Here is a 21,354-nt window from a genome sequence, read left to right as displayed (position 1 = left end):
CTCAGTGGGCGACGCCAGCGGCACCGTGCTCGTCGATCAGCGCCCCGGACTGGAAGCGATCGATGGAGAACGGTGCGGCGATGGGATGCATCTCGCCCCTGGCGAGGCTGGCCGCGAACACCTGCCCCGATCCCGGGGTGGCCTTGAAGCCGCCGGTGCCCCAGCCGCAGTTGAAGTAGAGTCCCTTCACCGGAGTCTTTGAGATGATCGGGCAGGCGTCCGGGCAGGTGTCGACGATGCCGCCCCACTGGCGGTTCATGCGTACCCGGGAGAAGATCGGGAACATCTCGACGATGGCCTGCAGGGTGTGCTCCACGGTCGGGTAACTGCCTCGCTGCCCATAGCCGTTGTAACCATCGATGCCGGCCCCGATCACCAGGTCGCCCTTGTCGGTCTGGCTGATGTAGCCGTGCACGTGGTTGGACATCACCACGGTATCCAGCACCGGCTTGAGCGGCTCGGAGACCAGCGCCTGCAGCGGGTGGGACTCCAGCGGCAGCTTGAAGCCGGCCATCTTGGCCAGCACGCCGGAGTTGCCGGCCGCCACGCAGCCCACGGTCTTGGCCTCGATGTCACCGCGGTTGGTATGCACCCCGTAGACGCGGCCGTCACGGACCTTGAAGCCGGTGACCTCGGTCTGCTGGAGGATGTCCACGCCATGGGCGTCGGCGCCCCGGGCGAAGCCCCAGGCCACGGCGTCGTGGCGGGCCACGCCGGCACGCGGCTGCCAGGACGCCCCGAGCACCGGGTAGCGGGCGTTCTTCGAGCAGTCCATGATCGGCACCCGCGCCTGGACACCCTTGGCGTCGAGCACTTCACCGTCGATGCCGTTGAGGCGGTTGGCATTGACCCGGCGCTGGATATCGCGCATGTCCTGCAGGGTGTGGCCCAGGTTGAGCACGCCGCGCTGGGAGAACATGACGTTGTAGTTGAGGTCCTGGGAGAGCCCTTCCCACAGCTTCATGGAGTGCTCGTAGAGCGCCGCCGCCTCGTCCCACAGATAGTTGGAACGCACGATAGTTGTATTGCGCGCCGTATTACCGCCGCCCAGCCAGCCCTTCTCGATCACGGCGATATTGCGGACACCGAACTCCTTGGCCAGATAATAGGCTGTGGCCAGGCCATGGCCGCCACCGCCGACGATGATCACGTCATACGCCTTCTTGGGCTCGGGATTGCGCCACTGGCGCTCCCAGTTCTCGTGATGGCTCAACGCGTGCTTGACTAGCGCGAAGCCTGAATAACGTTGCATAGGGGTCTCCTCCATGGCCCCGCCGGCCAGGCCGGCGGGAACGGGCTTACGCGATGGACGTGGCAGACTCGGACATCCGCGGGGCCGACACGGCGGCATAAACGGGATGGCGCGCACAGAGCTCGGCCACCTTGCCGCGCACCTCGTCCTCGATGGCGGTCGTGTCGGCCTGCTCGGCCAGCACGTCGAGGATGTCGCAGATCCAGCCGGCCAGCGCCTCGCAGTCCGCCTCGCGGAAGCCTCGCGTCGTCACCGCCGGGGTACCGATACGCAGCCCGGAGGTCACGAAGGGACTCTGGGGATCATGGGGCACGGCGTTCTTGTTGACGGTGATGTGGGCACGCCCCAGAGCGGCATCCGCCGCCTTGCCGGTCACCCCCTGGCGGATCAGCGAGACCAGGAAGAGATGGTCGTCGGTACCGCTGGAGACCACGTCGAAGCCGCGTTCGACGACGACATTCGCCATGCACCGGGCGTTGTCGATGACCTGGGCCTGGTAGCGCACGAAGTCCTGGCTCATGGCCTCCTTGAAGGCCACCGCCTTGGCGGCGATCACATGCATCAGCGGGCCGCCCTGCTGGCCCGGGAAGACCGCACCATTGAGCTTCTTGTAGAGGGCCTCGTCGCCGCTGGCGGAGAGGATCAGGCCGCCGCGGGGACCGCGCAGGGTCTTGTGAGTGGTAGTCGTCACCACGTGGGCGTGAGGCAGCGGGCTCGGATAGTGGCCGGCGGCCACCAGGCCGGCGACATGGGCCATGTCAACCAGTAACCAGGCCCCGACCTCGTCGGCGATGTCGCGGAAGCGGCGCCAGTTGACCACCCGGGAGTAGGCCGAGAAGCCGGCAATGATCATCTTCGGCTTGTGGCTCTGCGCCAGGCGCTCGACCTCTTCATAGTCGATCTCGCCGGTCTCCGGGTTCAGGCCGTACTGCACGGCGTGGTAGTACTTGCCGGAGAAGTTGGGCGCCGCCCCATGGGTCAGGTGGCCGCCGTGGGCCAAGCTCATGCCCAGCACGGTGTCACCCGGCTTGACCAGCGCCATGAAGGCCGCCGCGTTGGCCTGGGCACCGGAGTGGGGCTGGACGTTGGCATAGTCGGCGCCGAACAGCGCGCAGGCCCGCTCGATAGCCAGCTGCTCGACCACATCGACATGCTCGCAGCCACCGTAGTAGCGCTTGCCGGGATAGCCCTCGGCGTACTTGTTGGTCAGCTGGGTGCCCTGGGCCTCCATGACCTGGGGGCTCGCGTAGTTCTCCGAGGCGATCAGCTCGATATGGGCTTCCTGGCGTGCCACCTCGTCGGCGATGGCGGCGGCGATCTGCGGGTCGGTTGTTGTAAGGTTGTTGGCGTTCATGGCATCACCCTGATGGTTGGCTTCGCAACGTTAAGATAAAGAGAAACTCGCGGTATCCTGGAAACGACACCGCCGTCATTGCGCGAGACAGGCGCGCGGAATGGACGTGAAGCGCCGCCGCAGTTCGCGCCGATACGGCGCGGAGCGGTCAATATTCCACCACCACGTTGCCCAGCGGCTTACTGCAGCAGGAGAGGATATAGCCCTCGGCCACATCCTCGTCGGTGATGCCACCATTGTGCTCCATGTCGACCTGACCAGCGCTGAGGGGTACCCGGCAGGTCCCGCAGATCCCCATGCCACAGGCCTTGGGAATATGCAGCCCCAACTTGGCCGCCGCTGAGTGCACTGTCTCACCCGGCTGTATGCGCACACTCTTGCCGGTCGTGCTGAACTCGACGCTGATCATTTCGGCGACATCGAACTCCTCGGCCTCGGCTTCCGCCTGCTCGACGTTTTCGATCACCGCCTCCTGGATATCCAGCGGCGTGGCATCGAAGGACTCCTCGTGGTAGTGACTCATATCGAAGCCGTTCTTACGCAGCAGCGTCTTGACGGCATTCATGTAGGGGGGAGGACCGCAGCAGAAGATTTCTCGATCCATGAAGTCCGGCGCCATCAGCTCGAGCATCGGCTGGCCAAGGTAGCCACGGAATCCGGACCAGGCTTCCCCCAGCTCGTCGCTTCGCTCGCACACGATATGCAGCGTGAACTCGGGAATCCGCGAGAAGATATGCTCGAGTTCCCGGTGAAAGATGATATCGCGCGGCGTACGCGCGCTATGCACGAACTGCAGGTCCACGGCCGCGTTGGTGTCGAAGAACCAGCGTGCCATCGACATGAGGGGCGTGATACCGACACCACCGGAGAGCATCAGCACCTTGTCGGCAGGGTAGTCGATGACATTGAAGTTGCCGACCGGCCCATGCACCGCCAGCTCGTCGTTCACCCCCAGATTGTCGTGCAGCCAGTTGGACACCACCCCGCCCGGAATGCGCTTGACGGTGATCGAGAAGCTGTAGGGCACGGAGGGTGAGCTGGAGATGGTGTAGGAGCGCATGACCTGCTGACCGTCGATCTGCAGTTCCAGGGTCACGAATTGTCCCGGCTTGAAGAAGAACATGACGGGCTGTTCGGCCATGAAGCAGAAGGTGCAGGTATCCCAGGTTTCCTGGATCACCTTGACGCAGCGCACCAGGTGACGGCCGTTGGTCCAGGTCTGGGTGGTGACGGGATTGAGGAAGCTCATTGTCATTGTCGTATCGCCCGGGCTGCAGCATGAAGGTCTCCGACCGCGGTGCCCCGCCTGCCGTTGAGCGAATTCTGCGCAGCCTGGCGCCACTCGACTTGCCTGTCAGCGACACGGACATGCCCATGACCTCCTGACCGGCAACTTTATCTTGTGGTCCGCGTCGCTACTGCATCATCGCGAGTCGCGACGAGACAACTGGGCTCGAAGCCGCTGATCCACACTCGCTACAATCCGCCACTGCCAACGGCCGTGAGCGGCCACCATCGGTTCCTTTTTTCCCGAACAACCGCGAGGCCGCCAAAACGGCCCAGCAAGAGGATGTATCGCAATGGACCCTATGTCTCCCGCTCGTCTGGATGATCCTTTGGCACCGGCCCGCGAGGCAACGGCCGAGATGCTGACCCACCGCCAGCATCACTTCTCGCTACCCCAACCCTTCTACAACGACGAACGGCTGTTCCGCCTGGACATGCAGGAAATCTTCGAGAAGGAGTGGCTGTTTGCCGGGATGACCTGCGAGATTCCCGCCAAGGGCAACTTCATGACCCTGGAGGTGGGCGACAACCCGGTAGTCATCGTGCGGGGCGATAACGGCAGGATCCATGCCTTTCACAACGTCTGCCGGCATCGCGGCTCCCGGCTCTGCGTCAGCGACAAGGGAAAGGTCGCCAAGCTGGTCTGTCCCTACCACCAGTGGACCTACGAGCTGGATGGCCGGCTGCTGTTCGCGGGCAGCGACATGGGGGTGAACTTCGACCTCGCCGCCTACGGACTCAAGCCGGTGAACGTGCGCACCGCCGGCGGCTATCTCTTCGTCAGCCTGGCCGATGAGCCCCCGGCCATCGAGGAGCTCCTCGAAAGCCTGGCGCACTACCTCGCCCCCTACGACATGGACAACGTCAAGGTGGCGGTGGAATCCAGCATCATCGAGCAGGCCAACTGGAAACTGGTGATCGAGAATAACCGCGAGTGCTACCACTGCAATGCGGCCCATCCGGAGCTGCTCAACTCGCTGCAAGAGTTCGACGACAGCGACGACCCCCGCGCCACCCCGACCTACAAGGCGCTGGTGGCGCACAAGCAGCAGCAGTGGGGAGAGATGGGCGTGCCCTGGCAGCTGAGGCGACTGGGCAAGCGCAACCGCCTGACCCGCACCCCGCTGCTAGAAGGCACCGTCTCGATGACCCTGGACGGCAAGCCAGGATGCAGGAAATTGATGGGCCGCCTCCCCAGCGCCGACCTCGGAGCCCTGCGCATCCTGCACCTGCCCAACTCCTGGAACCACTTCATGGGCGATCATGCCGTGGTGTTCCGGGTGATGCCGCTGGGGCCCCAGCAGACGGTGGTGACCACCAAGTGGCTGGTCCACAAGGACGCCGTGGAGGGCGTCGATTACGATCCGACCCAGCTGCGCCGCGTCTGGGACGCCACCAACGAACAGGATCGCCGACTGACCGAAGAGAACCAGCGCGGGATCAACTCCCGGGGTTATGAGCCCGGCCCCTACTCGGAGACCTTCGAGTTCGGGGTGATCGACTTCATCGACTGGTACAGCGAGCGGATGCAGGAAAACCTTAGCCACACCGCGCCCAGCCTGCAGGTGGTCGGCGGCTGACACGCCCTTCCCGCGTTTCCGGGCCCGCCGTCGCGCGGGCCCTTTCGTTGGTGGGAAGCGCGCTCAGCGGGGAAGGTCGGACGATGCACGCCGACGGCGCCGGGCGGGGCGACGCGCGGCGTTGTCGCTGGGCACGTCGAGGGGCAGCGTGACGCGCTCGCGCAGCCGCGGGAAGGGGTCGTGACGGTGGGGGATCGCCATGGCGGCGACGAAGTGTTCCTGGAAGCGCGGCTCGGTGGCCGTCTCCACCTTCTCCACACGACGCACCACCGTCTCGATCTCGCGGCGCGCCTTGCGGCTGAGCAGGGCGATGCGCGCCCCGCTGCCGGCGGCGTTGCCGGCCGAGGTCACCCGGTCCAGATCGCAGTCGGGTACCAACCCCAGGATCATGGCGTACTTGACGTCGATGTGGGCACCGAAGGCCCCTGCCAGGCGTATGCGATCGACGCGCTCGACTCCCAGCTGCTCCATCAGCAGGCGAATGCCCGCGTAGAGGGCAGCCTTGGCCAGCTGCACGGCGCGAATGTCGCCCTGGGTGACCGTCACGGTCCGCGTGGCGTCGCGGTGAAGCACGTAGGCGAAGGTGCGCCCGTCGGCAACAACCCGCGGGCTGCGCTCGGCCAGGCTACCGCGGATCACGCCGTCACGATCGAGGATGCCGGCGAGATACATCTCGGCGATCACCTCGATGATGCCGGAACCGCAGATGCCGGTGACGCCGCCGGCGCCGACCGTTTCGGCGAAGGCCGCCTCGTCGGACCAGGCGTCACAGCCGATCACCTTGAACCGCGGCTCCAGCGTCTCGGGGTCGATGCGCACCCGCTCGATGGCACCCGGGGCTGCGCGCTGGCCGCTGCTGATCTGGGCCCCCTCGAAGGCGGGGCCGGTGGGACTCGAGCAGGCGAGCAGCCGATGGCGGTTGCCCAGCACGATCTCGGCGTTGGTACCCACATCGACCAGCAACATCAGATCCTCACTGAGGTAGGGAGTCTCGGACAGGATCACCCCGGCGGTGTCAGCGCCGACGTGACCGGCAATGCAGGGCAGGCCGTAGACGCGGGCATTGGGGTGGATGACCAGCCCCATCTCGGTGGCCCAGAGCCCGTCGATCGCCTCGTCACTGGCCAGGGCGAAGGGCGCCCCGCCCAACTCCACCGGATCGATACCGAACACCAGGCTGTGCATGATCGGATTGCCGACGAAGGTCGCCTCGAGGATGGCATCGACGTCGACGCCCACGTCGGCCGCCAGCTCCACTGTCAATGCATTGAGGCCGGCACGCACCGAGTCGGTCAGGGTACGGTCGCCGCCGGGGTTCATCATGATGAAGGAGACCCGGCTCATCAGGTCCTCGCCGAAGCGGATCTGGGGGTTCATGCGGCCGGCCGAGGCGACCACCTCGCCGGTCTGCAGGTGGCACAGGTGGGCGGCCAGGGTGGTGGAGCCCACGTCGACCGCCATGCCGTAGACCTGTTCCTGAAAGCCGGGCCAGACGGCGATGAGGCGGCGGTCGTCGTGGACGGCCACGGTCACGCGCCACTGCCCCTGGCGCAGGGCGCGCTGCAGCTGCTGGACCACGCGGATGTCGCTTTCCAGCCCCTCGAGCTGCCACTGACTGGCGAGGGCCTCCTTGAGGCGGCGCAGGTCCGAGGCGGGCACGCCCAGGTCCGGTGGCGCCACCTCGACATAGTAGAGGCGCACCACGGGATCGAGCACGATATCGAGCACTTCCGCGCGCTTGCGCACGACCTGGCGATGCACCTGGCTGGATGGCGGCACGTCGATCACCGCGTCGCCGAGCAGTTGCGTCGAGCAGGAGAGCCGCCGCCCCGGTTCGAGCGGACCGCGACGTCGCTCCCAGTGCTGCTCGGCCTCGCTGGTGGCGGACAGGTGATCGGCGCGGGACTCGACGCCGTGCTTGGCGAAATGGCCCTCGCAGAGGTCCACCTGACAGCGGCCGCACAGCCCTCGTCCGCCGCAGACCGAGTCGATGTCGACCCCCAGGGCCCGGGCGGCCTCCAGCAGCGGAGTGCCCACCGGAAAGCGCCCACGGCGACCGGAAGGGGTGAAGACTACAAGCGCCTCGGACATGAGGACCTCCGCGTGCCGGGGATTCGTTCAGGAGAGCGAAGAGCCTCGTCCGAGGCTCTTGCATTTTCAGTTGTCAGGGTCTCTTGTGGCAATCCGGCCATCAGCTGACGGCGCGCCGGCGGCGGGTCTCGCGACGACCGCGCCCCTCGATGCCGTCTGCCCCTGTCGCCGGTGGTTCGCGGAACTTCTGGATCCAGCGCATGCAATCTGGGTCGTGGCCCATCATCACATCGGCACCCATGATCGCGGTCATGATCTCGGCGTGAAGCGGGTTGGTGATCGCCGAGGTCATGCCCGAGGCGATGGCCATGCTCATGAAGGCCGCGTTGATCCCGTTGCGGTTGGGCAGGCCGAAGCTGACGTTGGAGGCGCCGCAGGTGGTGTTGACCTTGAGCTCATTCTGCAGGCGGTGGCAAAGGGCGAAGACCTGGCGGCCGGCACTGCCTATCGCGCCAATCGGCATCACCAGCGGATCGACCACCACATCGCAGGCTGGGATGCCGTGATCGGCCGCCCGCTCGACGATCTTCCTGGCCACGGCGAAGCGCACGTCGGGGTCGTGGGAGAGGCCCGTCTCGTCGTTGCTGATCGCCACCACGGCCGCGCTATGCTTCTTCACCAGCGGCAGCACCGCCTCGAGGCTCTCGTCCTCACCGGTGACCGAATTCACCAGTGCCTTGCCCTTGTAGACGGAAAGGCCCGCCTCCAGCGCCTTGATGACCGAGGAGTCGATGCACAGCGGCACGTCAGTCAGCGACTGCACCAGTTCGATGGTGCTGGCGAGAATCGCCGGCTCGTCGGCCAGCGGGATGCCGGCGTTGACGTCGAGCATGTGGGCTCCGGCGGCCAGCTGGGCCTTGACATCCTGCACCACCCGGGAGAAGTCCCCGGCGGCCATTTCCGCGGCGAGCTGCTTACGTCCCGTGGGGTTGATGCGCTCGCCGATGACCACGAAGGGCCGGTCGAAGCCGATGACGACTTCCTTGGACTGCGAGCTGATAACGGTATCGGTCATGGTGATTCCTCGGGTTGTAAGGCTTGTTGTGAGAAGGACTGCTAAGAGCCGGGCCCTATTCCACGAGACACTCCGCCTCTTGGGGCAGGGCATCGGGGGACTCGGGATTGAGCTCGACCGGATTGTCGCGCCCCGGGTACCAGGGCACGCGGCCCTCGAGCACGCCGGTGGCCTCGATGATCTCGGCCACGGTGTGCTCCTGGCGGTAGGCCATGATGTGGGCGCCACTGACGCCGGGAATCTCGCGGATCTGGTGGAGCAGGTCCATGCACAGCCGCTTGCCCTCCTCCTTCTGGTTGGCGGCCCCCTCGAGACGCGCGATCACGCCGTCGGAGATGTGCACACCGGGCACGTTGTCGCGAATCCAGCGGGCGCTGCGCGCCGAGGCCAGCGGGCCGATACCTGGCAGGATGAAGACGCGGTCCGGCCCCTCAAGCAGCCCCAGGTCGTTTACCTTGAGCATGAAGTCCCGCAGCCGGGGTATGTCGAAGCAGTACTGGGTTTGGATGAACTGGGCGCCAGCGGCCACTTTCTTGGCCAGCCGGTGCGGCCGCCATTCCAGGGGCGGCACGAAGGGATTCGTAGCCGCGCCGAGAAAGATTCGCGGAGGCGTATCGATACGTCGTCCGCTTTCGAAGCGATGCTCGTCGCGCATGCCGCGAGCGATCTTCAGCAGCGACATGGCGTCGAGGTCGAACACCGGCTTGGCATGGGGATGATCGCCCGCCTGCACCCCGTCACCGGTCAAACACAACAGGTTGCAGGCCCCCATGGCTGCCGCACCCAGTATCTCGCCCTGCATGGCGATGCGATTACGATCGCGGCAGGAAATCTGCAGGATGGTCGCGTAGCCAACCCGGGTCAGCAGCGAGCAGACCCCGACACTGGACATGTGGCAGTGGGCACCGGAACCGTCGGTGGCGTTGATAGCATCGACGTAGCCGTCGAAGATCGCCGCGCGCTTGAGCACTTCCCCCGGGTCCGCGGAGTCCGGCGGGTCGATCTCGCTGGTAATCGCGAATTTGCCCGCGCGCAGCACCCGTTCGAGACGTCCCGGCGACACGTGGCCCGGCAGGATGGGTAGGGAGTAGCCCGGCACGGGCTCGTCATCGAACTTCATTTGGTGTCTCCCTCGTGGAGGACCGACGTGGGTTTATCGGCCGACTGGCGGGCCACGCGCAGCCAGGAAGAGCTTCCCTTGAGACGGGAGTCCACCGGCTGCTGTACCGCCTGGATGCGATCGCCGTACTTCATCCGGCGACTACCGGCCCAGGCTTCGACCCAGACACACTTCATCTCCGGCTTCACCTCGCAGTGTCCGTCGGCGCGCACACCGCCGCAGGGGCCGTTGCGTAGGGTCTTGGGACAGTTCATGGGACACGACATGCCAGTGGCGCTAAGCGTGCACTGGCCGCACATCCGGCAGTCGAAGAGAAACCCCTTGACGCGCTTCTCGACGGCTTTCACCGGCGCCTCGACGCGGGCATAGTCGAGCAGGTTCCACAGCGGATGCAGCCTGATGATGACCGGCTCGAAGAGCCGATAGATGATTTCGAACATTCGGGAATGGCGAACCACCCAACGTCTCACCTTGTACATCCTCTTCCTCCTTACCCGCTGTGCCCGTCACGTGGCAGCGGTGCTGATTGTTGTTGAACTGTCACTGCGCCCGCTCAGGTGGGTACAGACAGCCCCTTCTGGCGCACCAGACGATTGAGTTCCTCGTCGTCGAAGCGCGCCTCGAGCCGTGCCGCTTCGGCGTCGACTTCCGCCTGAAGGTCGTCGCCGCACTTGCGCCGGGCGCTGCGTTGCCAGTCGGCCATGTACGCATCCGAGCCGCCCTTGCCGGCGCGCATGGCCGCGCGATCGATGGCGTGCTGGAAGCGTGGTGGCAGCAGCACCTTGGCATTCTGCCGCCCCTGCTTGGCGATCACTTGGGAGGGGATGTCCCGCCAGCTGACGAGAGTCAATGTGGCCATGTGGCTTCCTCGCTGATCGTGGCATCCGCCACATCCGTCAGCTCCACCAGACGCACCAGGGTTGTCTCCAGGCTGCCATAGCCGGTATGGCGGTACTCGTAGTCCAATCTCAGGCGGCGGGCGGCTCGCTGTGCCTGGGTCTCTAGGGAGGGATCACGACGCTGCGACAGATAGACGAGCCGCCGATACTGGCCGAAATAGAGACTGGTCAGTTCGGGGTGGCGCTCAATGCCCAGCTCCTGGATGACCAGCCGATCGAAGTGGCGCACCAGGAAATCGGTCAGGTAGAAGGTGCCCGGCTCCTGCTCCGACAGGGCGGCCACCACCGCTTTCCCGGCATAGATGTCGTAGCAGTGCGCTCCCGGCAGCCGCTCGGCGCCATAGGTGGCGAGGACACGATCGAGCCCCCCGCCGGTGCCGCAGTCACCGTAGGCGACGAGAATACGCCCCTCGTGCGACGCCTTCGCCAGCTTGTCGCTCACCGCCACGGGGATGCGTTCCGGCCGGTTATGGAGGTCCGCCGGCAGACATTCCAGACGCACGTCACGCCAGCCATTGGCATCGATCAAGGCCTTGATTTCCTTGCCCAGTGCACCGCAGGCGACAATCAGTACGGATGACATCGACAGACCTCCATGTGTCAGGCCGCGCGACGCTCGGCAATGAGTTTCTTGGCCTGATCGACGGCCACACCAGCATCGCGACAGTAAACGTCAGCCCCTATCGCCTGGCCGAACTCCTCATTGAGCGGGGCTCCCCCGACCATGATAATGATGTCGTCGCGCAGCCCCTTCTCGATCAAGGTGTCGATGACCACCTTCATGTAGGACATAGTGGTGGTAAGCAGCGCCGACATGCCGAGGATGTCGGGCTTGTGCTCTTCCAATGCGGCGAGATAAGTCTCCACCGGGATGTTGATGCCGATGTCGATTACCTCGAAACCCGCCCCTTCCATCATCATCGTCACTAGATTCTTGCCGATGTCGTGGATGTCGCCTTTGACGGTGCCGATCACGATCTTGCCGACGGTCTGCGAACCGGCCTGGGCGAGGAGGGGGCGCAGCACATCCATGCCGCCTTTCATGGAGTTGGCCGCCATCAGCACTTCCGGGACGAAAAGGATACCGTCACGGAAATCAACCCCCACAATAGCCATCCCCCCCACCAAGGCTTCGTCAAGAACACGTTTGGCACTCCAGTCCCGCTCGAGCAGAATTTCGGTCCCCTCAATCACCTCGTCACGAAGACCGTTGTAAAGATCATCGTGTATCTGCTCGATGAGCTCGTCATCGGGCAGGTCGTTGAGGTCGAAGTCTTCTTCGTTGTATTGTTCTGTCATGGCACTTCGCTCCTGGTCATGTCACCCGATCGCGGTAAAGGTGAGGTTGCGAAAGCAGAGTAGGCGCACTCCGCAGGGAGCACATCCATGCAAGCGACGCTTTTATGTCAAGAAACGCCATGCACCTCGCCCCTTCAAGCGCTTCAGATATCTCCCTTCAATTTATTGATTTGAATCATGTTTTTCAAACATTAAACATTTCCCGACGCGGTCGCTGCGACAACGTTTTGGGTCGTCTTCAAGCATGCGCGCCGACGCCACCGGAGTACATTTCGTGACAGTCACGACACAACAACAATTCCACAACAGAGAGACCTGCCATGTCCGCCGTGAGCGAAGGAAAGAACATCTATGTACTCAAGGCCAGTTGTCAGGGCGCGATCGGTACCGTGTCGCGTATCGCTACCTACCTGGCCAATTGCCACTGCTACATCATGGAAATGTCACAGTTCGACGAAATTGCCACCGGTAACTTCTACGTGCGCTGCGTCTTTTCCACCACCCCGGGGCTCACGCCGTGCTTCAACGAACTTCGGAACGAATTCGGCACCTGCGTGGCGGAACACGACGACATGCAATGGGAAATACACGACACCCTGACGCCCCCCAAGGTAATGATCATGGTGTCGAAATTCGACCATTGCCTCGACGACCTGCTCTATCGTCAACGCACCGGCGAGATAAAGATGGCGATACCGGCCATCGTCTCCAATCACCCGGACCTCCAGTCACTGGCGGACTGGTACGAGATTCCCTTCTTTTACCTCCCCGTCACTCCGGAAAATAAGCACGAACAGGAACGCAAGATACTGGCTATTGCCAGGGAAACCGGTACCGAACTGGTGGTACTGGCGCGCTACATGCAGATCCTCTCCCCCGCCATGTGCGAGGCACTGGTGGGCCGTGCGATCAACATCCACCACTCCTTCCTGCCAGGCTTCAAGGGCGCCAAGCCCTATCATCAGGCCTTCAAGCGTGGGGTAAAACTGATTGGGGCCACCGCCCACTACGTCACTAGCGACCTCGACGAGGGTCCGATCATCGAGCAGGTCGTGGAGCGGGTCGACCATACCTACAGCCCCGTTCAACTCGCTGCCGTGGGTCGCGATGCCGAGAATATGGCACTCTCCCGTGCCGTGCGCTTTCACCTCGAACACCGGGTCTTCACCAACGGCAACAAGACCGTGGTATTCCGCTGACGGCAAGGGGACGACATGACCAATATCATCGACGGCAAGGCGCGAGCAGCACGGTTACGGGCAGAGATCGGCCGCCAGATCGGCATATTGCGACAGCGTGACCTGATCACTCCGGGACTCGCGGTGATTCTCGTGGGCGAGGAGCCGGCCAGCCAAATCTACGTGCGAAACAAGGCGAACCAGGCACGCGAAGCGGGGATGTCCTCCTTTGAATACCGTCTCGCCAACAGTGTGCCCCAAGACAAGCTGCTCGGCCTGATCGAGCGACTCAATGGGGACCCGGAAGTACACGGCATCCTGGTGCAGCTGCCACTTCCGCCCCAGGTCAGCGAGGCCCGGGTCATCCAGGCCATCGACCCGGTCAAGGACATCGACGGCTTTCATCCGATCAATGTCGGCTTAGTAGCCACCGGCAGTGGTGAAGGGGTGGTCCCCTGCACGCCGCTGGGCTGCATGATGCTGCTCACCCACCACCTCGGCGAGATGCGCGGCAAGCGTGCCCTGGTGCTCGGCCGCTCGAACATCGTCGGCAAGCCCATGGCCAGCCTGCTGCTTCAGGCCGACTGCACGGTCACCACGGCGCACTCCGCCACACACTCGCTCGCCGACGAGTGCCGGCGCGCAGACATCCTGGTGAGTGCCGTGGGGCGCGAGTCCATGATCGGAGGCGACTGGATCAAGCCCGGCGCCACAGTGATCGATGTCGGCATCAACCGGGTCGAGCGCGACGGCAAGGTCCGTCTGGTGGGCGACGTGGACTTCGATAGCGCCCGCGAGGTGGCCGGCGCCATCACGCCGGTGCCCGGTGGCGTCGGCCCCATGACGATCGCCTGCCTGCTGCTCAACACCCTCGCCGCAACCTGCCGCCAGTACCGTCTCCCCTTTCCCGACGACATCGTGTCGCGCGCCTGGGAAGACGAGGTGGTCGAAGCACCATGAGCCTGACGTGATCGCGCATACCCCTGCCGGTACAGCGAGTCGCTGCTCTGACGCCCCACAACAACGCCCGGAGACTGCCATGACCACCACTACCACACGCCGTCGTTCACGCCCGGCCGGCGGTGCACGCCGCGCCGGCCGGGGCGGCGCCGCCGAACTCGCCGCCTACGCCACCCGCCGCATTCCCCGCATGGAAGTGCTAGACGACGCGGGCCTTGCGATCATCGAGGACAACACCGACACCATCCTCGAGGAGATCGGCATCGACTTTCGGGACGACCCGGAGGCGCTGCAGATCTGGCGTGACGCCGGTGCAGACGTCCAGGGGGAGCGGGTACGCATCCCGCGCGGCCTGTGCCGCCGCCTGATCCAGGCGAGTGCCCCGCGCCAGTTCACCCAGCACGCTCGCAACCCCGCGCGCAACGTCGAGATCGGCGGCGACCATACCGTCTTCGTGCCCGCTTACGGCTGCCCCTTCGTCCACGACATCGATCGCGGACGGCGTTACGGGACCCTCGAGGACTTCCAGAACTTCGTCAAGCTCGCCTACCGGCTGCCGAGCCTGCACCATTCCGGCGGCACCATCTGCGAGCCTGTGGACCTCCCGGTCAACAAGCGTCACTTCGACATGATCTATGCGCATATGAAGTACTCCGACAAGTGCTTCATGGGCTCGGTGACCCATCCCGATCGCGCCCACGATACCGTGGAGATGGCGAAGATCCTCTTCGGCGAGCGCTGGATCGATCCTGACACCGGCAAGCCGCGCACCTGCGTGATCAACCTGATCAACGCCAACTCGCCGATGACCTTCGACGACACCATGCTGGGCGCCGCCAAGGTCTACGCCCGGGCCAACCAGGCCTGCATCGTCACGCCCTTCATCCTCGCCGGTGCCATGTCACCGGTCACGGTGGCGGGTACCGCCGCCCAGACCCTGGCCGAGGCCATGGCCGGCATGGCCTTCATCCAGCTGGTCAACCCCGGCGCCCCCGTGGTGATGGGCAGCTTCGCCAGCTCCATGTCGATGCAGTCGGGTGCGCCCACCTTCGGCACACCGGAACCGGCGCTGGTGCTCTACGTCATGGCCAACCTGGCGCGACGTCTCGGTGTGCCCTTCCGCTCCGGCGGCTCGCTCACAGCATCGAAGCTCCCCGACGCCCAGGCCGCCAGCGAGAGCGCCAACACCCTGCTCCCCACCGCCCTGGGTGGGGTCAACTTCGCCCTGCACTCGGCCGGCTGGCTGGAGGGTGGGCTCGCCATGGGATACGAGAAGTTCATCATGGACGCCGACCAGACCGGCATGATGCAGACCCTGCTCACAGGGGTGGACCTCTCCGAGAACGGTCAGGCAATGGACGCCATCCGCGAGGTCGGCCCCGGCCAGCACTATCTGGGCTGCAGCCACACTCAGGCAAACTTCAAGTCTGCCTTCTATCTCTCGCCGATCACCGACAACAACAGCTTCGAGCAGTGGGACGCCGACGGCCGTCTGGACATGGCCCAGCGCGCCAACGCCCGCTGGAAGAAACTGCTCGCCGAGTACGAGGCCCCGCCGCTGGACCCCGCCATCGACGAGGCCCTACTCGAGTACATGGCGACGCGCAAGGCTGCCTTCCCCGACGCCAATGTGTGACCGCCATCGGCCGGGCCTCGCCCGGCCGACACTTTTCCAGAAACCAGAGGAGACCCCCGCCCCGCACCTATCAACACGCCCCGAACCAGAGTCCTGACACGCTCACGACGTCGTCAGGCCGTATCACCGTGCGCCCGACAGTCGGGCAGACAACAACAACAGCCGAGAAACCCCTCCATGGAACCGAGAATCCCTCCCACTCCACCGGATATCCAGAACACCCCTGGCGTGCCCGCTCCCGACGGCCCCGCCAACCTGATCAATACCGACTACGTCATCGGACAGGACAACATCACCGGCCAGTTCAGCTTCAGCCTCGACATCCACGGCAAGGTCTTGGGGGTTTCCGCCCTGGTGACGCTGTTCTTCGTCATCCTCACGCTGGTGTATCACAGCGACGTGGAACCGATGTTCACGGGCCTGCGTAACTGGCTGACCGGCCATTTGACCTGGTTCTTCCTGCTCGCGGCCAATCTCTTCGTGGTGCTCTGTCTTGCGCTGATCGTTTCCCCGCTGGGCACGGTGCGCATCGGTGGCGCCCGGGCAAGACCCGACTTCTCCTACCTGTCGTGGTTCTCCATGCTCTTTGCCGCCGGCATGGGCATCGGGCTGATGTTCTACGGCGTCTCCGAGCCCATGTCGCACTTCGCCAGCGCCATGGGTGGTACTGCACTGGAGAACGGGGCACGCACTGACTGGGCGCCGCTGGGTGCTGCCTTCGGTGATCCGGAAGCCGCCGCACGCCTGGGCATGGCTGCCACCATCTTCCACTGGGGGCTGCACCCCTGGGCCAACTACGCGGTGGTCACCCTGGCGCTGGCGATCTTTGCCTACAACAAGGGGCTACCGCTGACCATGCGTTCGATCTTCTATCCCATCCTGGGGTCGAGGATCTGGGGATGGCCGGGCCATGTCATCGACATCCTGGAGGCGGGCGACAACCCGGTAGTCATCGTGCGGGGCGATAACGGCAGGATCCATGCCTTCCACAACGTCTGCCGGCATCGCGGCTCCCGGCTCTGCGTCAGCGACAAGGGAAAGGTCGCCAAGCTGGTCTGTCCCTACCACCAGTGGACCTACGAGCTGGATGGCCGGCTGCTGTTCGCGGGCAGCGACATGGGGGTGAACTTCGACCTCGCCGCCTACGGACTCAAGCCGGTGAACGTGCGCACCGCCGGCGGCTATCTCTTCGTCAGCCTGGCCGATGAGCCCCCGGCCATCGAGGAGCTCCTCGAAAGCCTGGCGCACTACCTCGCCCCCTACGACATGGACAACGTCAAGGTGGCGGTGGAATCCAGCATCATCGAGCAGGCCAACTGGAAACTGGTGATCGAGAATAACCGCGAGTGCTACCACTGCAATGCGGCCCATCCGGAGCTGCTCAACTCGCTGCAAGAGTTCGACGACAGCGACGACCCCCGCGCCACCCCGACCTACAAGGCGCTGGTGGCGCACAAGCAGCAGCAGTGGGGAGAGATGGGCGTGCCCTGGCAGCTGAGGCGACTGGGCAAGCGCAACCGCCTGACCCGCACCCCGCTGCTAGAAGGCACCGTCTCGATGACCCTGGACGGCAAGCCAGGATGCAGGAAATTGATGGGCCGCCTCCCCAGCGCCGACCTCGGAGCCCTGCGCATCCTGCACCTGCCCAACTCCTGGAACCACTTCATGGGCGATCATGCCGTGGTGTTCCGGGTGATGCCGCTGGGGCCCCAGCAGACGGTGGTGACCACCAAGTGGCTGGTCCACAAGGACGCCGTGGAGGGCGTCGATTACGATCCGACCCAGCTGCGCCGCGTCTGGGACGCCACCAACGAACAGGATCGCCGACTGACCGAAGAGAACCAGCGCGGGATCAACTCCCGGGGTTATGAGCCCGGCCCCTACTCGGAGACCTTCGAGTTCGGGGTGATCGACTTCATCGACTGGTACAGCGAGAGCCTGCTGGAGAACCTCGGCCATACCGCCCCGCACCTAAAGCTGGCGGAAGGCTGACCGCTTGCTTGCCATGCTCGCCGGGTCCGGCAAGGGTTTGGCAAGCCGCTGCGTCTCTACGCGAAACCCTACAAGGAAGCAGGTATAGATAAGTACTTCCAAAGAACAAGCACTTACAAAAAGGACGCCCCCGATCTCGGGGGCGTCTTGCTTTCACTGGCGTGAACCGCCAATGCTAGGTGCTATGAATCGGCAATATCTCACTCATCGTCCACCGGGTTGGCCGCCGAATCCGTGGCCTTGACCCGGTCAGGCACCTCATCTTCGCTCAGCGTTTCACCATTGGGTCCTACCGCCTCATCGAGATCACCTTCTTCAACCGGGTTGGCCGCCGAATCCGTGGACTTGACGCGGTCAGGCACCTTGTCTTCACTCACCATTTCGCCATCCCTAAGGGTTTCGTCCAGATCACCCTCTTCCACGGGATTGGCCGCCGAATCCGTGGCCTTTGCTGCTGGCTCATCGGCAGCAAAGGCCTGTGGACCTAGGACCAAGCCAAATGCGATACCAAGAATACCGACCTTCTTAAGTACGTCCTGTGGGATCATATATGTGACCTCCGTTGGCTTCGGAAAATGCGCCTCAATAGGCGAATGCAACATCATATCTTGCTAATCAGGTTAGACACCCTTGGCGCAAAATGTTGCAAGTCATGCACAACGCGCATACACCGGTGGGTGTCTAATTTATACCAGCCTCACGGACCTCAGTCGCCCTCCGCCAATGCCGATGCGGCATGACCCAAGTGGCATGCGGCATACTTGAATTCCGGGATCTTGCCGTACGGGTCGAGCGCCGGGTTGGTCAGGATGTTGGCCGCCGCCTCCACGTAGCAGAAGGGCACGAAGACGATCCCCTCGACCATCAGCGGGTCGACCCGCGTCTTCAGGGTGATGGCGCCCCGCCGGGTGGTGATGGTGATCGGCTCGCCCGGCGTCATGCGCAGGCGCACCAGCTCGGCGGGCGCGAGACTCGCCACCGCCTCGGGCTCGAGGTCGTCGAGCACCCGGCTGCGACGGGTCATGGAACCGGTATGCCAGTGCTCCAGCTGGCGCCCGGTGATCAGCACCGTGGGGTAGTCGCCGTCGATGGGCTCGTCCGGCGGCAGCGGGCGGGTCGGGGTGAAGGTCGCTCGCCCGCTCGCGGTGGGGAAGGCCTCACTGAACACCACGTCCGCCCCGGGGGCGTCGTCGGCGGGACAGGGATAGGTCACCGAGCTCTCGCGCTCCAGGCGCTCCCAGGAGATGTGGTCGAGGGAGGCCATGCCCTGCTTCATCTCGGCGAACACTTCACGCGGGTGCGTATAGGCCCAGCCCAGGCCCAGGCGGTTGGCGATCTGCTGGATGATCCACCAGTCGGGCCTGGCATCAAAGGGCAGCGGCACGGCGGCGCGGCCCAGCTGCACCTGGCGATTGGTGTTGGTGACGCTGCCGTCCTTCTCCGGCCAGCTTGAGGCCGGCAGGATGACGTCGGCGAACTGGGCGGTCTCGGTGACGAATAGGTCCTGCACCACCAGGTGCTCGAGCCTGGCCAGGGCCGCCCGGGCATGGTCGAGGTCCGGGTCGGACATCGCCGGGTTCTCGCCGAGGATGTACATCCCCTTGATGGTCCCGGCCGCGATGGCGTCCATGATTTCCACCACGGTGAGCCCCGGCGTGGCGTCGAGCGGGGTGTTCCACAGCTCCTCGAAGGCGGCACGCACCTGGGCGTCGCTCACCGGCTGGTAGTCGGGCAGCACCATGGGGATCAGGCCGGCGTCGGAGGCGCCCTGGACGTTGTTCTGGCCGCGCAGCGGGTGCAGGCCGGTGCCGGGGCGGCCGGTGTGGCCACAGGCCAGGGCCAGGGAGATCAGGCAGCGGGCATTGTCGGTACCGTGCACGTGCTGGGAGATGCCCATCCCCCAGAAGATCATCGCCTTGTCGGCGTTGGCATAGAGCCGGGCGAGCTCGCGGATCTGTTCGGGGGCGACGCCACAGGCCGGCGACATCGCCTCGGGGGTCAGGTCCTGCACATGGGCCTTGAGCGCCTCGAAACCCTCGGTGTGGGCATCGATATAGGCCTGATCAAAGAGCCCCTCGCTGACGATGACATTGAGCATGGCGTTGTAGAGCGAGATGTCGCCACCGGGGGTGAAGCGCACGCTGCGGTGGGCATAGGCGTCCAGCGCCTGGCCACGGGGGTCGAGGATGATCAGCTTGGTGCCGTTTCTGGCCGCCTGCTTGAAGTAGGTGGCCGCCACCGGGTGGTTGATCGCCGGGTTGCAGCCGGTGAGGATCACCACCTCGGCCTCGAGGGCCTGCATGAAGGAGGCGGTCACCCCCCCCGAGCCGATGCACTCCATCAGCGCCGCCACGGAGCTTGCGTGACAGAGCCGGGTGCAGTGGTCGACATGGTTGGAGCCGAAGCCGGTGCGCACCAGCTTCTGGAACAGCCAGGCCTCCTCGTTGGAGCACTTGGCGCTGCCGAAGCCGGCCAGGGCGTCGGGACCATGGGCCGCCTTGAGATCGCCGAGTCTCCGGGCGGCGAGGTCCAGCGCCTCCTCCCAGCTCGCCTCGCGGAAATGGGTCAGCGGGTCGAGGGGGTCGAAGCCGGGATCGAGCCCCTTGGGCACGCCCGGCCGGCGGATCAGCGGCCGAGTGAGGCGTGCGGGATGGTAAGGGTAGTCGAAGCCGAAGCGGCCCTTGACGCACAGCCGGCCCTGGTTGGACGGTCCATTTCGACCCTCGACGAAGAGTATACGTCCTTCGCTCGGGGCTGACCCGGCGACAGTACTGCGGGGAGGCGCTGTGGATCCTTCCCTGGACGCTACCTCGGCCGTCCCTGGTCCTCGGACCTCCCCTTCGCCCTGCCCCCGGTGCCCCTCGCGGTCACTGGGGCCCTCCTGAATATGGTAGGTGAGCTGACAGCCCACCCCGCAGTAGGGGCAGACCGAATCCACGGTGCGATCGGCCGCCTGCGAGTCGCCGTGCCCCGCGGCATCGACCAGGGTCGCCGGCATCAGCGCCCCGGTGGGACAGGCCTGGACGCACTCGCCGCAGGCCACGCAGGTGCTCGCGCCCATGGGGTCGTCGAAGTCGAAGACGATCTTGGCGGCGGCGCCGCGATGGGCCAGGCCGATGACATCGTTGCCCTGGACCTCGCGGCAGGCGCGCACGCAGAGGTTGCACGCGATGCAGGCATCGAGATTGACGTTCATCGCCGAATGGCTGGCGTCATGGCCGTGGGCATGGGGGAGCGCGGCGTCGCGTTCGGCGACATGGTGCACCGTGGGGGCGCCTCGCTCGGCACGCGCCGGCAGCCATTCGCGCACCGCGCTGGCGTCGATGGCCAACTGGTCGGCCATGGCCCAGAAGTGGCTCGAGCGGTCGGGGCTGTCATCGCGCTCGGGCTGGTCGGCCATCAGCAGCTCCATGACGCCCTCGCGGGAGACTCGCGCCCGCTCGGAGCTGGCGCTCTTCACCACCATGGCGGGGGTCGCCTCGCGCAGGCAGCTCGCCGCCAGCACGCGCTCGCCCTCGATCTCCACCATGCAGGCGCGGCAGTTGCCGTCGCTGCGGTAGCCGGGGGCATCCTTGAAGCAGAGGTGCGGGATGGTCTCGCCGGCGCGCCTGGCCACCTGCCAGAGGGTCTCGCCGGGACGGGCGCTGACCTCGGCGCCATCCAGGGTCAGGGTAAAGGTCTCTTGTGCCAT

At 65.1% G+C, this 21,354-nt stretch carries 17 protein-coding genes; 5 read left to right on the top strand and 12 right to left on the bottom strand.

Translation table 11 applies throughout. From position 1 onward, the window contains the following. Nucleotide 1: 1 nt before the first annotated feature. The 3 genes from OP498_RS05715 to OP498_RS05705 form a co-directional block, all read right to left on the bottom strand. Nucleotides 2–1,252 carry a sarcosine oxidase subunit beta family protein gene (locus OP498_RS05715; RefSeq protein WP_280552900.1) on the bottom strand — a complete coding sequence of 417 codons (1,251 nt, stop codon included), beginning with the start codon at nucleotides 1,250–1,252 and terminating at the stop codon, nucleotides 2–4. Nucleotides 1,253–1,298: 46 nt separating this feature from the next. Continuing rightward, complete coding sequence (glyA, locus tag OP498_RS05710; protein WP_280552899.1) at nucleotides 1,299–2,606, bottom strand: serine hydroxymethyltransferase; 1,308 nt, start codon at nucleotides 2,604–2,606, stop codon at nucleotides 1,299–1,301. A gap of 148 nt (nucleotides 2,607–2,754) precedes the next feature. Further along, a complete protein-coding gene (locus OP498_RS05705; protein WP_280552898.1) occupies nucleotides 2,755–3,861 on the bottom strand; it encodes a hybrid-cluster NAD(P)-dependent oxidoreductase in 1,107 nt (368 codons plus the stop codon). Between the two features lie 325 nt (nucleotides 3,862–4,186). On the opposite strand from OP498_RS05705, the gene OP498_RS05700 reads away from it, so the two are divergent. After that, on the top strand, nucleotides 4,187–5,473 hold the full coding sequence (locus OP498_RS05700) for an aromatic ring-hydroxylating dioxygenase subunit alpha (RefSeq protein WP_280552897.1): 1,287 nt from the start codon (nucleotides 4,187–4,189) through the stop codon (nucleotides 5,471–5,473). 63 nt (nucleotides 5,474–5,536) lie between these two features. On the opposite strand, the gene OP498_RS05695 is transcribed toward OP498_RS05700, so the two are convergent. The 7 genes from OP498_RS05695 to OP498_RS05665 form a co-directional block, all read right to left on the bottom strand. Next, entirely contained in the window at nucleotides 5,537–7,564 is a 2,028-nt protein-coding gene (locus OP498_RS05695) for an ASKHA domain-containing protein (RefSeq protein ID WP_280552896.1), read from the bottom strand. A gap of 100 nt (nucleotides 7,565–7,664) precedes the next feature. Then, nucleotides 7,665–8,579, bottom strand: coding sequence for a dihydropteroate synthase (locus OP498_RS05690; RefSeq protein WP_280552895.1), 915 nt, complete (start codon nucleotides 8,577–8,579; stop codon nucleotides 7,665–7,667). A gap of 55 nt (nucleotides 8,580–8,634) precedes the next feature. After that, nucleotides 8,635–9,699: a methylenetetrahydrofolate reductase gene (locus tag OP498_RS05685; RefSeq protein WP_280552894.1), complete on the bottom strand. Its 1,065-nt coding sequence runs from the start codon at nucleotides 9,697–9,699 to the stop codon at nucleotides 8,635–8,637. Continuing rightward, nucleotides 9,696–10,178 (bottom strand): methylenetetrahydrofolate reductase C-terminal domain-containing protein, encoded by a 483-nt coding sequence (locus tag OP498_RS05680; RefSeq protein ID WP_280552893.1) that lies wholly within the window; start codon nucleotides 10,176–10,178, stop codon nucleotides 9,696–9,698. The genes OP498_RS05685 and OP498_RS05680 overlap by 4 nt, the downstream gene beginning before the upstream one ends. Nucleotides 10,179–10,252: 74 nt before the next feature. Then, nucleotides 10,253–10,558: a virulence factor gene (locus tag OP498_RS05675; protein WP_280552892.1), complete on the bottom strand. Its 306-nt coding sequence runs from the start codon at nucleotides 10,556–10,558 to the stop codon at nucleotides 10,253–10,255. Next, entirely contained in the window at nucleotides 10,546–11,181 is a 636-nt protein-coding gene (locus OP498_RS05670) for a DUF1638 domain-containing protein (RefSeq protein WP_280552891.1), read from the bottom strand. Before OP498_RS05670 ends, OP498_RS05675 begins: the two co-directional genes overlap by 13 nt. A 17-nt stretch (nucleotides 11,182–11,198) precedes the next feature. After that, nucleotides 11,199–11,897, bottom strand: a complete 699-nt coding sequence (locus OP498_RS05665; protein WP_280552890.1) for a B12-binding domain-containing protein — start codon at nucleotides 11,895–11,897, stop codon at nucleotides 11,199–11,201. A 320-nt stretch (nucleotides 11,898–12,217) separates the two neighbouring features. Between OP498_RS05665 and purU the strand changes: the two genes are divergently transcribed. From purU to OP498_RS05645, 4 genes are all read left to right on the top strand, one after another. Then, nucleotides 12,218–13,096: a formyltetrahydrofolate deformylase gene (gene purU / locus OP498_RS05660; protein WP_280552889.1), complete on the top strand. Its 879-nt coding sequence runs from the start codon at nucleotides 12,218–12,220 to the stop codon at nucleotides 13,094–13,096. Between the two features lie 15 nt (nucleotides 13,097–13,111). Continuing rightward, on the top strand, nucleotides 13,112–14,035 hold the full coding sequence (gene folD / locus OP498_RS05655; protein ID WP_280552888.1) for a bifunctional methylenetetrahydrofolate dehydrogenase/methenyltetrahydrofolate cyclohydrolase FolD: 924 nt from the start codon (nucleotides 13,112–13,114) through the stop codon (nucleotides 14,033–14,035). A gap of 79 nt (nucleotides 14,036–14,114) precedes the next feature. Next, nucleotides 14,115–15,671 carry a trimethylamine methyltransferase family protein gene (locus OP498_RS05650; RefSeq protein WP_280552887.1) on the top strand — a complete coding sequence of 519 codons (1,557 nt, stop codon included), beginning with the start codon at nucleotides 14,115–14,117 and terminating at the stop codon, nucleotides 15,669–15,671. 177 nt (nucleotides 15,672–15,848) lie between these two features. Next, complete coding sequence (locus OP498_RS05645; RefSeq protein WP_280552886.1) at nucleotides 15,849–17,663, top strand: BCCT family transporter; 1,815 nt, start codon at nucleotides 15,849–15,851, stop codon at nucleotides 17,661–17,663. Between the two features lie 200 nt (nucleotides 17,664–17,863). Here the strand turns inward: OP498_RS05645 and OP498_RS05640 are convergent, their stop codons facing one another. Both OP498_RS05640 and OP498_RS05635 read right to left on the bottom strand, forming a co-directional pair. Then, nucleotides 17,864–18,211, bottom strand: coding sequence for a hypothetical protein (locus tag OP498_RS05640; protein ID WP_280546843.1), 348 nt, complete (start codon nucleotides 18,209–18,211; stop codon nucleotides 17,864–17,866). A 158-nt stretch (nucleotides 18,212–18,369) separates the two neighbouring features. Further along, on the bottom strand, nucleotides 18,370–21,354 hold the full coding sequence (locus OP498_RS05635) for a molybdopterin-dependent oxidoreductase (RefSeq protein ID WP_280552885.1): 2,985 nt from the start codon (nucleotides 21,352–21,354) through the stop codon (nucleotides 18,370–18,372).

The sequence above is a fragment of the Halomonas sp. 25-S5 genome (assembly GCF_029889845.1).
Classification (GTDB): Bacteria; Pseudomonadota; Gammaproteobacteria; order Pseudomonadales; family Halomonadaceae; genus Halomonas.
Note: the sequence above shows the minus strand (reverse complement) of the source record. Positions and strands in the feature narration are given on the sequence as shown.

Coding starts and splice junctions, on each gene's coding strand:
- OP498_RS05675 (WP_280552892.1), bottom strand. CDS start 10,558: ATGGCCACATTGACTCTCGTCAGCTGGCGGGACATCCCCTCCCAAGTG.
- purU (WP_280552889.1), top strand. CDS start 12,218: ATGTCCGCCGTGAGCGAAGGAAAGAACATCTATGTACTCAAGGCCAGT.
- OP498_RS05680 (WP_280552893.1), bottom strand. CDS start 10,178: ATGTACAAGGTGAGACGTTGGGTGGTTCGCCATTCCCGAATGTTCGAA.
- OP498_RS05665 (WP_280552890.1), bottom strand. CDS start 11,897: ATGACAGAACAATACAACGAAGAAGACTTCGACCTCAACGACCTGCCC.
- OP498_RS05645 (WP_280552886.1), top strand. CDS start 15,849: ATGGAACCGAGAATCCCTCCCACTCCACCGGATATCCAGAACACCCCT.
- folD (WP_280552888.1), top strand. CDS start 13,112: ATGACCAATATCATCGACGGCAAGGCGCGAGCAGCACGGTTACGGGCA.
- OP498_RS05700 (WP_280552897.1), top strand. CDS start 4,187: ATGGACCCTATGTCTCCCGCTCGTCTGGATGATCCTTTGGCACCGGCC.
- OP498_RS05635 (WP_280552885.1), bottom strand. CDS start 21,354: ATGGCACAAGAGACCTTTACCCTGACCCTGGATGGCGCCGAGGTCAGC.
- OP498_RS05685 (WP_280552894.1), bottom strand. CDS start 9,699: ATGAAGTTCGATGACGAGCCCGTGCCGGGCTACTCCCTACCCATCCTG.
- OP498_RS05670 (WP_280552891.1), bottom strand. CDS start 11,181: ATGTCATCCGTACTGATTGTCGCCTGCGGTGCACTGGGCAAGGAAATC.
- OP498_RS05695 (WP_280552896.1), bottom strand. CDS start 7,564: ATGTCCGAGGCGCTTGTAGTCTTCACCCCTTCCGGTCGCCGTGGGCGC.
- OP498_RS05640 (WP_280546843.1), bottom strand. CDS start 18,211: ATGATCCCACAGGACGTACTTAAGAAGGTCGGTATTCTTGGTATCGCA.
- OP498_RS05705 (WP_280552898.1), bottom strand. CDS start 3,861: ATGACAATGAGCTTCCTCAATCCCGTCACCACCCAGACCTGGACCAAC.
- glyA (WP_280552899.1), bottom strand. CDS start 2,606: ATGAACGCCAACAACCTTACAACAACCGACCCGCAGATCGCCGCCGCC.
- OP498_RS05690 (WP_280552895.1), bottom strand. CDS start 8,579: ATGACCGATACCGTTATCAGCTCGCAGTCCAAGGAAGTCGTCATCGGC.
- OP498_RS05650 (WP_280552887.1), top strand. CDS start 14,115: ATGACCACCACTACCACACGCCGTCGTTCACGCCCGGCCGGCGGTGCA.
- OP498_RS05715 (WP_280552900.1), bottom strand. CDS start 1,252: ATGCAACGTTATTCAGGCTTCGCGCTAGTCAAGCACGCGTTGAGCCAT.